The sequence below is a fragment of the Xanthomonas bonasiae genome (genome assembly GCF_017163705.1).
Lineage (GTDB): Bacteria > Pseudomonadota > Gammaproteobacteria > Xanthomonadales > Xanthomonadaceae > Xanthomonas_A > Xanthomonas_A bonasiae.
Genome location: NZ_JAFIWB010000002.1, coordinates 207,014 through 221,698, shown reverse-complemented (window position 1 = coordinate 221,698; position 14,685 = coordinate 207,014). Strand labels below are relative to the sequence as shown.

Below are 14,685 nucleotides of genomic sequence, written 5' to 3'. Positions count from 1 at the left end.
GCAAAGAAAAGTGACTCGCGCCAAAGCGCGAAAGCTTTTGCTTCTTGCTTCTCTCCAAACCCACCCAAACCAAACCAACGCACGCACGCGTGCACTTACGTACGCGCCATCAATCGTGCTGCGCAGGCCGCCCCAACAGATACCCCTGCCCATAGTCGCAACCCAGCTCACGCAGCGTATCCAACTGCTGCTCGGTCTCGATGCCCTCGCCGATCGTCTCGATACCCAGCGTACTGGCCAACGCCAGAATGCTGCGCACCAGCGCATAACTGCCCGCACCGCTTTCGCCATGCAGACCGGCGACGAAACTCTGATCGATCTTCAACGCCGAGATCGGAAACCGGTGCAGATACGACAGCGCCGAAAACCCCGTGCCGAAATCGTCCAACTGCGCCAACACCCCGCGCTCGCGCAGCGCCTGCAGGATCGTCAACGTGCGCGGCGCATCGTCGAGCAGCGCCACCTCCGTGATCTCCACCCGCAGCCGCCGCGGATCCGCGCCAGCGGTATCGATCAGGCCGAACAGCCGCTCGGTGAAGTCCGGCGAACGGAAATGCCGCGGCGAGACGTTGACCGACACGTAGCCGGTGCCGCTTCGCGCCAGACGCTGGATCACCTGCTCGTACAGCAGCCAGTCCACCTGCTCGATCAGCCCGCTGTCCTCGCCCAGATCGATGAACTGGCTGGGCACCAGCAATCCGCGGCTCTCGTGGCGCCAGCGCAGCAGCGCCTCGTGGCCGACCACCTCGCCGTCGATCAGGCGCACGATCGGCTGGTAGAACGGCTCGAAGTCGCCGCTTTTGATCGCTCGCCGCAGGTCCGCCTCCAGGTCCAGGCTGCGCAGCGCCGCCTCGCGCATCTCCTCGTCGAACACCGCGCAACGGTCCTGGGTCTGCGCCTTGGCCCGGTACATCGCCGCGTCCGCGTCGCGCAGCAGCTCCTCGCCGCTGCGATAGCGCGGATGCCAGGCGGCGATGCCCAGGCTGCCGGACGGGAACAACTCGCGGCCGGCCACCCACATCGGCTGGCCGAGCACGCCGAGCAGGCGCTGCGCCAACTCGCGCACGCCTTCCAGCCCCTCTTCGCAGCTGACCAGGATCGCGAACTCGTCGCCGCCCAGGCGCGCGACCACATCGTCGCTGCGCAGCGTGGAGACGATGCGCTTGGCCACCTCCACCAGCATGTCGTCGCCAGCGGCGTGGCCGATGCTGTCGTTGACCAGCTTGAACCGGTCCAGGTCCAGGAACAGCACCGCGAACGCCATGCCGTCGCCGTTGCGCGCGCGGTTGATCGCTTCGCCGAGCCGGTCCAGCAGGTGCGAGCGGTTCGGCAGGCCGGTCAGCGCGTCGTGCAGCGCCTGATGGGTCAACCGCTGCTCGGCACGCCAGCGCTCGGCGATCTGCGCCAGCAACTGCTGGTTGACCTCGGCCAGTTCGCGGGTGCGCTCGGCCACCCGCTGCTCCAATTCGGCATGCGCCAGCCGCAGCCGTTCCTGCGCGCGCTGCCGCGCCAGGCCGCCGCCGACGTTGTGCGCGACGAAGGTCAGCAGGCGCTGGTCGTATTCGGTAAAACGCACCTGCGTGGTGTAGCTCTGCACCACGATCGCGCCGACCACCTCGCCCTCGTCGAACAGCGGCACGCCCAGCCAGCTGTGCGAACGCGTGCCGTATTCCTGCACTTCGCCCTGCGCGACCAGCGCTTCGATCTCCGCCAGTTCCAGCAGCATCGGCCGGCGCTTGCGCATCACGTACTCGGTCAGGCCCCTGCCCCGCCGCCGCAGCGGGCGCCGCGGGCTGTGCTCGTCCACCGAGTAGACGAACTCCAGCATCTTGGCGTCGTCGGACAGCAGCGCGATGTACAGATTGCGCGCATCGATCAGCCCGCCGACGATGGCATGCACCTCGGCGTAGAACTGTTGCAGGCTCTCCGAGCGGATCGCCAGCTCGGCGATGCGGAACAAGGCCAGTTGCAGGGTTTCGGCGCGCTTGCGCTCCTGGATCTCGTCCTGCAGGTCGTGGTTGGCGCGCTGCAGTTCCTGGGTGCGCAACTGCACGCGCCGCTCCAGCTGCACCTGCGCATGGCGCCGGTCCATCGCGGTCAGCACGTGCTGGGCGACGTACGCCAGCAGCGCGCGATCGGCATCGGTGTAGTGCAACGCACGGTCGTAGTTCTGCACCACGATCGCGCCGCAGACGCGGCCCTCGCGCAGCATCGGCACGCCCAGCCAATCCTTGCTGTCCGGGCCATGCAGGGCGTCGTAGTCCACCCGCAGGCGGTCGCGCACCTGCGGCGACGGCCCGCGCACCGCCTGGCCGTGGCGCAGCAGGGCGAAGGTCAGGCTGTTGGGCATGTCGCGTTGGTAGTACAGCCGTTCCGGATCGGCGACGAAATCGTCGTGCCGGTCGGAGAAATACAGGAAGCGCATGCTCTGCTGGTCTTCGTCGTACTCGACGATGTAGCAGTTCTCCGCGTACATCAGCGAGTCCAGCACCGAATGCACGTGCTGCAGCATCTGCCCCATTTCCAGATCCGCACCGGCCAGGTCGGCGATCTCGTACAGCGCCTGCTGCAGCTGCTTGGACTTCTCCAGGCCCTCGATGCGCGCGCGCATGCGCTCGGTTTCCAGCAGCGCCAGGCCGAACGCGGCCGCCATCTCGCACCAGGCGGCGCGCTGCGGCTCGGACAGCGGCTGCTGCAGCCGGGCGGCCACGGCCACGCAGGCGCCCTCGGGCGTCTTCAGCACGTGCAGCAAGGCCTGCGCAGGCGCCGGCACGGTCTCGGCGAGACACCGCCGGACCAGCGTCGGCAGCCATGCCGGCGCATCCGGCGTAGCGCCGAACACGCGTCCGCCGACGGTGCCGTCGCCGCATGCGATGGCCACGTCGCTACCGGGCGGCAGCAAGCCGCACAAGGCAACCGCGGTCTGCATGGAAGCGGGGCCGTCGGGGTGATCCTGGCGGTCGATCGCGGACGGCTCAAACAACATCGACAACAACTCCTGCATGACGTAGGACCCGCCCCACGCCTCCCCCTTAGACGCCAGCATACCTTTTACGTGAACAGGCGCACGCGCGATGACCCCATGCGCGCCGCTGGCGCGTTCACTGTCTACGATGCCCGCTGCCATTCCGCCCCCGCCCGCCGTCACCACCCTCACGCCACGCTATGCGCCGGGCCGGCGAACGCTTAGGCTTGCCGCCGTGGACGCCCTGGTCGAAACGAGCGACGAAACCCTGATGCTGGCCTATGCGGCCGGCGACGCCGGCGCGTTCGAGACCCTGTACGCGCGCCACCGCGGCCGCCTCTATCACTACCTGCTGCGCCAGCTGCGCGACGTGGCGCTGGCCGAGGAAATGTTCCAGGACGTGTGGCAGCGGGTCATCGCCGCGCGCCAGGGCTGGCAACCGCAGGCCGCATTCAGCACCTGGCTGCTGCGCATCGCCCACAATCGGCTCGGCGACCACTGGCGCGCGGCCAAGCACCGCCCGGCCGCGCCGGCCGATGCCGAACTGCGGACCGCCAGCGTGCCGGACCCGGACACGCCGGAGCGTCAGCTGTCCGCGTTCGAACAGCGGCGCCAACTGCAACTGGCGCTCGACGACTTGCCGGAGGATCAACGCGAAGTGCTGCTGCTGCGCCTGGAACAGGAACTGAGCCTGGAGGAGATCGCACAGATCACCGGCGTCGGCCGCGAGACGGTGAAGTCGCGGCTGCGCTATGCGATGGACAAATTGCGCGCGAGGCTGGGTGGATGAGTGCCGACGAACCGCTGACGCCGGAAGAACGCGCCCTCGCCGAACGCCTGCGGCTGGGCCGGCAGGCGTCGCCGTCGGCGGCGCTGGACGCCGCGATCCTGGCCGCGGCGCGTGCCGCGGTGGCGTCTGCGCCGACCGCTTCCGCGCAGCCGCACAGCGCCGACGCCGAGCCGGCAGCGGCGCAGATACCCGTTGCGAGCGCAACCGCGCCAGCGCCAGCGGACCATGCCCGTTCCGGCACGGCCCCGCAGCGCCGCGCGCGCTGGCCGGCCTGGACCGGGCTGGCGGCATCCTTGACCCTGGCCGTCGGCATCGCCTGGCAGCTGCGCACCCCGACACCGCCGGTGGCCGCGCCGGTCGCTCCCGACGCGGTCGCTCCTGCACCAGCCGCTTCCGAAGCGGCGGCCGAGCGCACCATTGCCGCCCAGTCGGCCGGCGCCGAAGACGCGGCGGTCGCGTCCGGCGCGGCAACCGCGCCCACCGACGCGCCGGCGCCGGCGCCGGCGCCGGCGCCGGCGCCACCAGCGTCCGCGCCGCAGCAGGTGCCGGCAACGAACGATCTCGACGCGATGCGCGCCGCGCCCGCACCATCGGCAGCACCCGCGGAGGCCCCGGTTGCGGCCGAGCCGGCGCCGATGCTGGCGCCGCCGCCTCCCGCGCCGATCGTGGTCTCGCCTCCCGCACCGCCCGCGCCGCCGGCCCCGGCAAAAGCGCTGACGCCTCCCGCACAGGCACCGCAGGCGCTGGCGAAGCCGGCGGCGCGCACGCGCGAGGCGAATGCCATGCAGCGCGAAGACCGGCGCATGCTGCAGCAACGCAGCGCAGACCTCGCCGAGCGCGACGGCAGCGACGCGGCAAGCGCACAGGCACAGGCGCAGGAAGCGGAGGGATACGCCGCGCGCGTCGAAGGCAACCTCAGCGCGGCGCCGGCACCGGCACCAGCCGCGATGCCGGCTGCACCGGTCGCGGCGGACACCGCACCGTTGACGGCATCCGCGCGCGCCTCCGGCACCGATCCGGCGCTTGCGGCAGCGGCGGAGAGCGACGCGCGCCTGTCGCCGCGACGCTGGCTGGCGCGCATCCGCGAGCGCCGCGACGCCGGCGAGCAGGCCGCCGCGCACGCCAGCCTGCAACGCTTCCAACGCGAGCATCCGCACGCGCGTATCCCCGACGACCTGCGCGACCTGCTCGACGACTGAATCGCCTTGCGCGATCGAAGACGATGCGCGCCGTCGCCGGTACGCCCGACGCCGCGGTCGTGCGCAGCGCAGGCATCCGGCTGCACGTTGCCGCCGAACCGCAGTCAACCGCAGCTGACCACGGCGCCTCGTCTAGAATGGCGCCGATGCCCGATACGCTTCCCCACCTCGTCAGCCACAGCGTGGACATCAAGCACAGCCGCTTTGTGGCACAGGCGGCGCCGATCGCCGACGCCGGCGCGGCGCTGGCGTTCGTGCAGCGGGTCGCGGTGGCCGATGCCACCCACAACTGCTGGGCCTACCGCCACGGCGACGACTACCGCTCCAGCGACGACGGCGAACCGGCCGGCACCGCCGGCCGCCCGATCCTGGCGGCGATCGACGGCCAGGGCTTCGACCGCGTGGTGGTGGTGGTCACGCGCTGGTACGGCGGCATCAAGCTCGGTGCCGGCGGCCTGGTCCGCGCCTACGGCGGCACCGCCGCCGAGTGCCTGCGCCTGGCGCCGCGGCAGCCGCTGCTGGCCTTGAGCCTGATCACCCTGCACTGCGGCTTCGACGATCTGGGCGCGGTGCACGCGGCGCTGAGCGCCTGCGCCGCCGAAAAACTCGATGAACGCTTCGACGCCGACGGCGCCGAACTGCACCTGCGCCTGCCCAGCGATCGCGTGGACGCCTTGAAAACGCGGCTGCGCGACGCCACTCGGAACAGGGTCCGCTGTTCGGAAACCTCCCCCGCATGAACGATCCGTCGGCCGACCAGGCCAAGTCGCTGCGCAAACTCGGCAGCCTGCGCACCCTGTGGCCGTTCGTGCAGCGCCAGCGCGGCCTGTTCGGCGCCTGGCTGCTGGCGCTGGCGGTGTCCTCCAGCGCGACGCTGAGCCTGCCGGTGGCGGTCCGGCAGATGATCGATCACGGTTTCAGCGACGGCAGCAGGATCAACCAGTCCTTCGCGCTGCTGTTCGCGGTGTCGGTGGTGCTGGCGATCGCCACCGCGCTGCGCTTCTACTTCGTGTCGCTGCTGGGCGAGAAGGTCGTCGCCGACCTGCGTGGGCGCCTGTATGCGCACCTGATCGGCCTGCACGCCGGCTTCCACGACCGCAACCGCAGCGGCGAGCTGGTGTCGCGGCTGTCGGCCGACAGCGAACTGCTGCGCGGGGTGATCGGCAGCACCATGTCGGTGGCGCTGCGCAGCACGGTCACGGCGATCGGCAGCATCGTGATGCTGTTCGTGACCAGCCCGCACCTGGCCGCCTACGCGCTGCTAGGCATCCCGCTGGCGGTGTTGCCGATCGTGCTCGGCGCGCGCCGCCTGCAGAAGATCTCGCGCGCCAGCCAGGATCGCGTCGCCGACGCCAACACGCTGGCCGCCGAAACCCTGGGCGCGGTGCGCACGGTGCAGGCGCATGCGCGCGAACCCTACGAGCGCGGCCGCTTCGGCCAGGCGCTTGCGCTGTCGGTGGACGTGGCGCGCCGCCGGGTGCGCGCGCAGGCGCTGATCACCGCGGTGGCGATCGTGCTGGTGTTCGGTGCGATCGTGCTGGTGCTGTGGTCCGGCGCGCACGAAGTGGCGGCCGGCGAACTGAGCGCCGGCGCGCTCGGCCAGTTCGTGCTGTACGCGATGTTCGGCGGCGGCTCGGTGGCTTCGCTGGCCGAAGTCTGGAACGACCTGCAGCGCGCGGCCGGCGGCATGGGCCGCATCGCCGAACTGTTCGCCGAACGCCCCGAGGTGCTGGCGCCGGCGCAGCCGCGGGCGCTGCCGCAGCCGCTGCGCGGCGAAGTGCGCTTCGACAACGTGGTGTTCCGCTACCCGCAACGCCCCGACCATCCGGCGCTGGACGGCTTCGACCTGCACGTGCGGCCCGGCGAGAGCGTGGCCCTGGTTGGTCCCTCCGGCGCCGGCAAGAGCACCGTGCTGTCGCTGCTGCTGCGCTTCCACGATCCGCAATCGGGCACGGTGCGGGTGGACGGCGCCGACCTGCGCGAACTGGATCCGGCGCAGCTGCGCGAAGGCATCGGCCTGGTGCCGCAGCACCCGACCCTGTTCGCGGCCAGCGCCGCCGACAACATCCGCTACGGCCGGCTCGCGGCCAGCGACGCCGAGGTCGAGGCCGCGGCGCGCGCCGCCGAAGCCGACACCTTCATCCGCCAGTTGCCGGACGGCTACGCCAGCGAACTGGGCGAGCGCGGCGCGCGCCTGTCCGGCGGCCAGCAGCAGCGCATCGCCATCGCCCGCGCCCTGCTCAAGGACGCGCCGATCCTGCTGCTGGACGAAGCCACCAGCGCGCTCGACGCGCAGAGCGAACATGCCGTGCAGCAGGCGCTGGAACGCCTGATGGCCGGGCGCACCACCTTGGTCATCGCGCACCGCCTGGCAACGGTGCTCAAGGCCGACCGCATCGTGGTGATGGACCACGGCCGCATCGTCGCCCAGGGCACCCATGCCGAGCTGTTGGCGCAGGGCGGCCTGTACGCGGAACTGGCACGGCTGCAATTCATCGACTGAGCACGCCGTGCTAACACCGGCGGGACTACGGTCCCGCTGCGCCCCACGCAACGGCGGCGGCGCAAGGCGCCGGCAGCGTTTTCCGGCGCAATCCGGTTCGACGAATCGCCTTCAGGAGACAAGCCATGTCCTTTCGCCAACTGCCCGCCCTCGGCCCCGACGGCGAGGCCTATCTGATCACCGAGTTCCAGGACGAAGTCCAGCATCAGCAGCAGGCGCAGCACGACGCGCCGTCCACGCCGGCGCTGCGCTACGAACTGGCCGACGGGCGCAAACTGATCCGCCGCGGCCAGCAGTTCACCACCACCGGCGGCGAACTGACCCTGACCGCGGTGTGAGCGCGCGCGCTGCCGCGTAGCGACGACGAGCGGCAGTGCGATCTGTCCGCCTCGTGCGCGGCACGCGCGACGGGCCAGTGGTCAATTATTGACCAAGCCTCTTGACACGCCCGCCCAGCAAGGCGCGCAGACACTTATCCACATGTTTGCGCGCATTCCATCCACACCGCCTGTGGATGAAGTGCGGCTGCAGCTACAGGGTGTTCTCTCTACCCCTTGTAGGAGCGGCTTCAGCCGCGACCGTGACTATCTGGCCACGCACATGCATGCGCAACATGCTGCCCACCGACCACACCCCATCGCTTGATCGGCACTGCCTGTCGCGGCTGAAGCCGCTCCTACAGGGTGGCCGTCTGCGCCGGACTAGCGCGGCAACACCCGGCCGATGCCGCTGGCGTCGATCTCCGCCGCCGCGGCGTCCAATGCCGTCGCCACGGTGGCCGGGTCGAAGCCGATGCGGAAATGCAGTTCGCCGGCCGGCGTGCGCGAGGAATGGATCGAGGCCAGGCTGACGCCGTGGCGCTCGAACACGTACAGCAAGCTTCGCAGCGAGCCGGCGCGGTCTTCGGGCAGGTAGACGCTGAGCGTCAATTGCTCGGTCAGGTCCGCGAGCAGATAGCCGACGCGTTCGTAGCTGTAGTTGCCGTGCGCGATCGCCGCCGCGCCCAGCGCCTGGCGATTGGCGTCGAGGAAATCGGCGCGGAATTGCGCACGCGCCGCATCGTCGCCACGGCTCACCTGGTCGCGCAGCCGCGACAGTTGCGCGATCAAGCCATCGAGCACGCCGCCGACATGCGGATTGCCGAACTGGATGTCTTCGTAGATCGCCGGATTCAACGCCAGGATGCGCGCGATGATCGCGGTATCCAGTTCGAACGAGGCCGAACGGTATGGCATCAATGCCTCCAGCGGCCCCAGCGTCGGCGCGTGCGTGCGCAACACGCCGGCCTGGGCCAGGTGGCTGGCGTGCACCATCGCCTGCACCAGCGCCATCACCTGGTCGTGGTGATCGGGCGTGCTGCGCACGCATTCGGCTTCCAGCGCCGTGCACAGCTGTTGCAGCCACTCGCTCCAACGCGCCAACCGCGCTTCGCACACCACCAGCACGCGGCCCTTGAGCGTGGGCGACTTCGGCGGCGCGGTCATCGGATGCAGCCCGGCCACTTCCGCCTGCGACGCCAGCATCGCCGCCACCGGCTCGCGCTTGACCGAGGTCACGTCCAGCCACAGTTGCTCGCGTTCGCGCCCGGCGGCGCGGCGCACGTAGTCGCCGATCAGCGCCGGCGTGTGCCGGATCGGCGCGGAGAAGATCAGCACCTGCGCGCGCTGCAGCACGGCATCGGGATCCAGCGACTGCGGGTCGGCCGGATCGTGGCCGACCACCTCCAGCTGCATGCGCTCGCGGAAGAACCGGCTCAGCCAGCGGCCATAGGCGCCGGCGCTGCCGACGATGCCGACGACCGGGCGCAGGCTCACGCCAGGCGCTCGGCGGCGAAGCGCAGGGGCGTGGCCAGCGCCGCGGGCGCGGCGGCGAGCACATCCAGTTCCTCGTAGCCGCTGGCCAGGGTCGCTTCCAGCGCCGCATGCACGCCGGCGACGGCGCGGCCGATCGCCAGCTCGAACGCGTCGCCGCGCAGCAGGAACGCGACCAGCAGCGCCATCAGCACGTCGCCGGTGCCGGCCACGTCCACCGGCAATAGCGGCGAGCACCAGCGGTAGACCGCCTCGCGGCTCACCGCCAGGGTCACCAGCTGGCCTGCGTCGCCGCTGACGCTGTGCGCCAACACCCACTGCGGCCCGCGCGCCAGCAGCACGCGCGCTGCGGCGATGGCATCGTCCTGCGCCAGCGCCGGCAGGCCGGTCAGGCGGCCGAGTTCGAACGCATTCGGCGTGACCAGCCACGCATGCGGCAACAGGCGTTCGGCGAACACCGCTTCCAAGCCCGGCTCGACATAGGGTCCGGTATGCGTATCGCCGATCACCGGATCCAGGCAGTAGCGCAGCGACGGGCACTGCGGCAGCGTGGCGTCGAGCCAGTCGGCGAACGCAGTGCCGTTGCCGACGCTGCCGAAATAGCCGGACACCACCATGCGCGCACGCTGCGGCAAGCCGCGCTCGCTGGCGCCGAGCAGCAGATCGGCGAACCAGTCCGACGGCAGCACCTTGCCGCGCAAGGTGTCGTAGAACGGCGCGTTGCTGAGCAAGGTCGTGGGGACTTCGGCCACGCGCAGGCCCAGCGCGCGCAACGGCGGCACCGCCGCGCTGTTGCCGGCGTGGCCGTAGACCAATTGCGACTGTACCGAGATCACGTCGATCGGCGACGGTCCATCCGGACGCTGGCGACGGCCGTGGACGAGATGGCTGGCAGTGGATGCGTTCATCCGCACATTCTAGGCCGCGGCAGCGACGGCGGCGTACCGGCACCGCTCAGCGGTTGCGCAGGAACACCACGTAGCCGCGGAACCACGGATTGTCCTGCAGGCCCTGCGGCGGCTGCCAGTCGCCATCCTGCAGCAGGCCGATGCGGAACGGCACCCGCAGCCTGCCGAGCCGGGCGACATAGACCGGATAGTCGGGGATCACCGCGCGTCCCTGGTAGATCTGCAGCACCACCTCGTCGACCACGCCGCGCAATCCGGCCAGCGCCTCGGCGCGGCCGTTGACGCTCCAGTCCAGCAGGCCGGTGATGCCGAGTTGGTAGCCGGCCGGCAAGCGCGCACGCAGCGTGCGCAGGAACGCCACGTACTGCGCGAGGTGGCGGGTACGGGCATCGAAATCGATCTGCAGGCCGACCACGTCGTTGCCGGCCGCATGCCAGCGCTGCAGCTGCACCAGGACCGCCTCGAACAATGCCGGCGTCCAGTCGATGCGTTCCACCCGCAACACCATCCACACCTGGCAGTGGCGCAGCTGCGGCAGCGCGGCGCGTTGCGCCACCAGTCGTGCCGGCGCGCCGGCGTCCAGCGGCACCTCGGCCTGCAGCAGGTACACGCGGCGCGCGTTGGCCAGCACCGGCTGCGGCCGCACCCCGGCCCAGAGCCAAAACGCATCGTAGCGGCGCGCATCCACCGGTGCGGCGATCGCCGCGCCCATCGACATGCACAGCGCCAACAGCACGGCGCAGCGCCCGGGCATGGCGCCGCTCACCAGTAGTACTTCAGGTCCTGCGCCCAGGCCGTTGACGGAAACTCCCGTTTCAGGCGCTGGAACCAACGCTTGCGCTCGCTCACCGGCACGTCCTTGCCGCCGCAACCGTTGTTCCCGCTGGGCGCGTAGCAGTTGATGGCGCGATACAGCGCATACGCCTTGTCGTTGGCAGGCACATCCGCGGCATCGATGACGCGCTGGTAGACCGGCAAACGGAAATATGCGGGACCGGGAAACTGCGACGGCGCTCCGCCGAGCTCGGTGGCCGACGGTGGCAGGTTGATCGGCAAGTGATCCCAGTTCATGACCCGGACGAACTCGGCCACGCACAACTGCGCATGGGCGTCGGCGGGGGCAGACGCCAAGGTCTTTGCCACCGCCTCGATCGCCGGACACGCATCCTCGCCCTGCTCGAACGGGCCGGAGAACACCGCCAGCGGCGGCGACGACTGGGGCAACCAGTAAGGACCGGGCCGGGGATCGCTGGTGTCGTGCGGCACGTCGGCAAGCAGCACGCGATCCTGCAGGAAGGCCTTGGCCTGGCCGCGCGACAGTTCCTTGTACAGCAACACGAAGGCGGCCAGTTCGCGCTCGTGCGCCGGCACGTCCGTCGCCGTCGCGCGACGCCGCAGCAGGTCGGCACCGGCGGCGTAGATCAGCAACTGGTCGCGGATGGCTTGGTTGACGATCGGAGAATCCGCGGCGAACGCCTGGTCGAGCGCACGGTCGCGCTCCAGGCGCCGCGCCAGCGCCAGCTGCACCAGCGGTTGCTGCAGCGCCGGCTCGGCACTGTCCAGCAGGCGCCGCCAGTAGGCCGCCAGGTCCGGCGCCCCGGTGTCCTCCAGCGCCAAGCCCTTGAGCATGGCGGCGGCGAAGGCCACGCTGCCGCGCTTGGCCGGCCCCTTGCCGGCATCCAGCAGGCGCAGCGCCTGCGCCGGCGACCGCGCCACGTAGTACTGGTAGCTGGACAGCAGCAGCGCGAACAGGTCCGGCTCGCCGGCAAAGCGCGGCCGTTGCGCCTCCAGCGCGGCCGGCGACAGTCCGTGGCCATCGCTGCCATCGCCCGAGCGCATCGCCTTGAGATCGGCCACGGCCAGCAGCAGCGGCGTGGTCAGCGCCGCGGGAGCGGCGTTGGCCAGCAGCTTGTTGTCGATTTCCTGGGCCAGCTCCTGGTCCGACAGGCCGCGCTGCGCCGCGGGCAGGCGCAGCAAGCGTTCGTATTCGGCGGCCAGCTTCGGCGTGTCGCCACCGAGCCAGTACACCCGCCGCAGCAATCCGCGTGCAGATACGGCGTAGCGTCCTTGCGGATAGTCGTGCAGGTACGCGGCGAACCCCCGCTCGGCGCGCGCCAACGCGGCCTGGTCGAACTGCGGTGGATCGCGCTGCACGCCGTATTCGTCGAAACCATCGACCTGCGCCGCGTTGAGCGCGACCCGCCCCAGCATGTAGCGCGCCGTCTCCCGGAGCCAGGGGTCGGCCGCCTTTGCCAGCGTATCGAAGCCCTGCGCGGACGCGTCGAAGGCGCCGGCATAGAACGCGCTGGCGGCCTGCAGGTACTGCGCGAATTCCCTGCCTGCGGCCGACGACACGCCGTCGGGCGCAGCGATTTGCTGGTCCGGGCACTGCGCCGGCCGCGCCTGGACCAAGCGCGCTTTTTCCGCCGCCGGCACGCGCGCGTTCGCGTTCAGCGCCTCGTTGAACTCGCTGCCGCCGCGCGCATTGCTGTTGCAGCGGTTCGCCTCGCCGTCGAGCATCCCGTCGGCAGCAGCGACCTGATCGGTCGCCGGCGGTTGCAGCGCCTGCACCGCCGCCTCCCAGGTGAACGCCGGTTCGAGCGGGCTGGCAGGCGCCACCGCCGGCGCGGCGCCATCGCGCATCAACAGCAGCAGATTGACCCGGGTGTCGCTGCCCGGCGCCAGCGCCACGGTGTTCTGGCATCCGCTGTAGTCGCCGAAATCCAGCAGCAGGCTGGAGTCGCAACCGGCATCGGAACTGGCGAGCGCGGGTGCCGCAAGGCAAGCGCACAGCAGCAGCGCGGCAAGGCGGGCAACAACGGAACGGCCGATGTCCATGGCGAACCCTGCACTCCAGATGCGCCGCGATCGGCGTAGCGGCATGTTCGCATGCCGGACTGCGCCACGCAGGGTGACGCGGCGCAGACGGCGCACGCTAGCGATGCGCCGCCAGCGCGGCCGCGTGGGCATAGTGCCGACGCAGCCCGCGCGGAAGGATCAGGAAGTCATCCGGTCCCAGACCCCCTTCCGTGCATTGCCGTAGTTCAAGGGCTGGGATTGGGATGCGGGATTGGGGATTGGTGACAGCAGCACCGCGGCGATCCCTCCCGAAACCGGCATTCGATTCGCACGCAATCGATCGCAATCCAGAAAACTGAAAAAGGCACGTACCGGGCTCTCGCCCTGCACGTGCCTCTTCCATCGGTCCACGCACTCGCGACCGCCGCTAGGGACCCGCCGTTGCGAATCCCCAATCCCGAATCCCCAATCCCGGCTCTACGACGTCATCCGGTCCCAGAACCCCTTCACCCCGTCGATGAAGGTGGCCGACTTCGGCGAATGCTTGCGCGCGTCCTCGCCGGTGAAGGTGGATTCGAACTGCTCCAGCAGCTTGCGCTGGTCGGCGGTGAGATTGACCGGGGTTTCCACCACCACGCGGCAGTACAGGTCGCCCTCGCTGCGGCTGCGCACCGAACGCACGCCCTTGCCGCGCAAGCGGAACAGCTTGCCGGTCTGGGTCTCGGCCGGAATGCGGATCTCGGCCTCGCCGCCCAGCGTGGCCACGCGCACGGTGTCGCCGAGCGCGGCCTGAGAGATGCGGATCGGCACTTCGCAGTGCAGGTCGTCGCCGTCGCGCTGGAAGATCGCATGCTCGCGCACCCGCACTTCCACATACAGATCGCCAGGCGGGGTGCCGGCCGGACCGGCCTCACCTTCGCCGGACAGGCGGATGCGGTCGCCGTTGTCCACGCCGGGCGGAATCTTCACCGACAGCACCTTGGTTTCCTCGACGCGACCGGCGCCGTGACAGGTACCGCACGGGTTCTGCACGATCTGGCCGCGCCCGGCGCAATGCGGGCAGCTCTGCTGCATCGCGAAGATGCCGCGCTGGATCCGCACCTGGCCGCGCCCCTGGCAGGTCGTGCAGGTCTCCACCTTGCCGTCTTCCGAGCCGCTGCCGTGGCAGTGTTCGCATTCGCCCAGGGTCGGAATCTCGATGCGCCGCTCGATCCCGGCCACCGCCTCTTCCAGATCCAGTTCCAGCACGTAGCCGATGTCGGCGCCGCGCCGCGCCGCGCGGCCGCCACCGCCGCCGGCGCCCCCGAAGATGTTGCCGAAGATGTCGCCGAAGATGTCGCCCATGTCCGGGCCGCCAGCACCGCCCATGCCGCCCATGCCGCCCATGCCGTGCTCGAACGCGGCATGGCCGTGCGCGTCGTACATGCGCCGCTTGTTGCCGTCGGACAGGACCTCGTAGGCCTCCTTGCACTCCTTGAACGCCGCCTCGGCGGCGTGGTCGCCAGGATTGCGGTCGGGGTGGAACTTCATCGCGCAACGGCGATAGGCCTTCTTCAGCTCGTCGTCGTTGGCGGTACGGGCCACGCCCAGCACTTCGTAGTAGTCGCGTTTGCTCATGGCTGGGAATGGGCGATGGGGAATGGGGAATGGTTCAAAACGGGCATCCTGTAGCGATAGTCATAGCGGCGATGGAACCGGGAACCTTAAAAC

General features: G+C 70.4%; 11 protein-coding genes. 5 read left to right on the top strand and 6 right to left on the bottom strand.

The genetic code is table 11. From position 1 onward, the window contains the following. Window positions 1-109: 109 nt before the first annotated feature. Entirely contained in the window at window positions 110-2,986 is a 2,877-nt protein-coding gene (locus tag JR064_RS03675; protein ID WP_191824058.1) for a bifunctional diguanylate cyclase/phosphodiesterase, read from the bottom strand. Between the two features lie 214 nt (window positions 2,987-3,200). Between JR064_RS03675 and JR064_RS03670 the strand changes: the two genes are divergently transcribed. The 5 genes from JR064_RS03670 (at window position 3,201) to JR064_RS03650 (ending at window position 7,795) form a co-directional block, all read left to right on the top strand. Beyond that, the gene (locus tag JR064_RS03670) at window positions 3,201-3,755 is read left to right on the top strand and encodes an RNA polymerase sigma factor (RefSeq protein WP_179565137.1); all 555 of its coding nucleotides are present in this window, start codon (window positions 3,201-3,203) and stop codon (window positions 3,753-3,755) included. Further along, the gene (locus tag JR064_RS03665; protein ID WP_206228842.1) at window positions 3,752-4,954 is read left to right on the top strand and encodes a hypothetical protein; all 1,203 of its coding nucleotides are present in this window, start codon (window positions 3,752-3,754) and stop codon (window positions 4,952-4,954) included. The genes JR064_RS03670 and JR064_RS03665 overlap by 4 nt, the downstream gene beginning before the upstream one ends. A 146-nt stretch (window positions 4,955-5,100) precedes the next feature. Further along, window positions 5,101-5,694 (top strand): IMPACT family protein, encoded by a 594-nt coding sequence (locus JR064_RS03660; RefSeq protein WP_191824056.1) that lies wholly within the window; start codon window positions 5,101-5,103, stop codon window positions 5,692-5,694. Beyond that, the gene (locus JR064_RS03655; RefSeq protein ID WP_206228841.1) at window positions 5,691-7,457 is read left to right on the top strand and encodes an ABC transporter transmembrane domain-containing protein; all 1,767 of its coding nucleotides are present in this window, start codon (window positions 5,691-5,693) and stop codon (window positions 7,455-7,457) included. Before JR064_RS03660 ends, JR064_RS03655 begins: the two co-directional genes overlap by 4 nt. Window positions 7,458-7,582: 125 nt before the next feature. Further along, the gene (locus tag JR064_RS03650) at window positions 7,583-7,795 is read left to right on the top strand and encodes a hypothetical protein (RefSeq protein WP_179565151.1); all 213 of its coding nucleotides are present in this window, start codon (window positions 7,583-7,585) and stop codon (window positions 7,793-7,795) included. A 363-nt stretch (window positions 7,796-8,158) separates the two neighbouring features. Here the strand turns inward: JR064_RS03650 and JR064_RS03645 are convergent, their stop codons facing one another. From JR064_RS03645 to dnaJ, 5 genes are all read right to left on the bottom strand, one after another. After that, a complete protein-coding gene (locus tag JR064_RS03645; protein ID WP_179565153.1) occupies window positions 8,159-9,271 on the bottom strand; it encodes a prephenate dehydrogenase in 1,113 nt (370 codons plus the stop codon). Further along, window positions 9,268-10,176 carry a pyridoxal kinase gene (gene pdxY / locus JR064_RS03640; protein WP_179565155.1) on the bottom strand — a complete coding sequence of 303 codons (909 nt, stop codon included), beginning with the start codon at window positions 10,174-10,176 and terminating at the stop codon, window positions 9,268-9,270. The genes JR064_RS03645 and pdxY overlap by 4 nt, the downstream gene beginning before the upstream one ends. 46 nt (window positions 10,177-10,222) lie before the next feature. Then, window positions 10,223-10,942, bottom strand: coding sequence for a DUF3142 domain-containing protein (locus JR064_RS23290; protein WP_206228840.1), 720 nt, complete (start codon window positions 10,940-10,942; stop codon window positions 10,223-10,225). Then, complete coding sequence (locus JR064_RS03630) at window positions 10,939-13,059, bottom strand: PA5441 family protein (RefSeq protein ID WP_206228839.1); 2,121 nt, start codon at window positions 13,057-13,059, stop codon at window positions 10,939-10,941. The genes JR064_RS23290 and JR064_RS03630 overlap by 4 nt, the downstream gene beginning before the upstream one ends. Before the next feature lie 393 nt (window positions 13,060-13,452). Continuing rightward, window positions 13,453-14,592, bottom strand: coding sequence for a molecular chaperone DnaJ (gene dnaJ / locus JR064_RS03625; RefSeq protein WP_206228838.1), 1,140 nt, complete (start codon window positions 14,590-14,592; stop codon window positions 13,453-13,455). Window positions 14,593-14,685 lie beyond the last annotated feature (93 nt).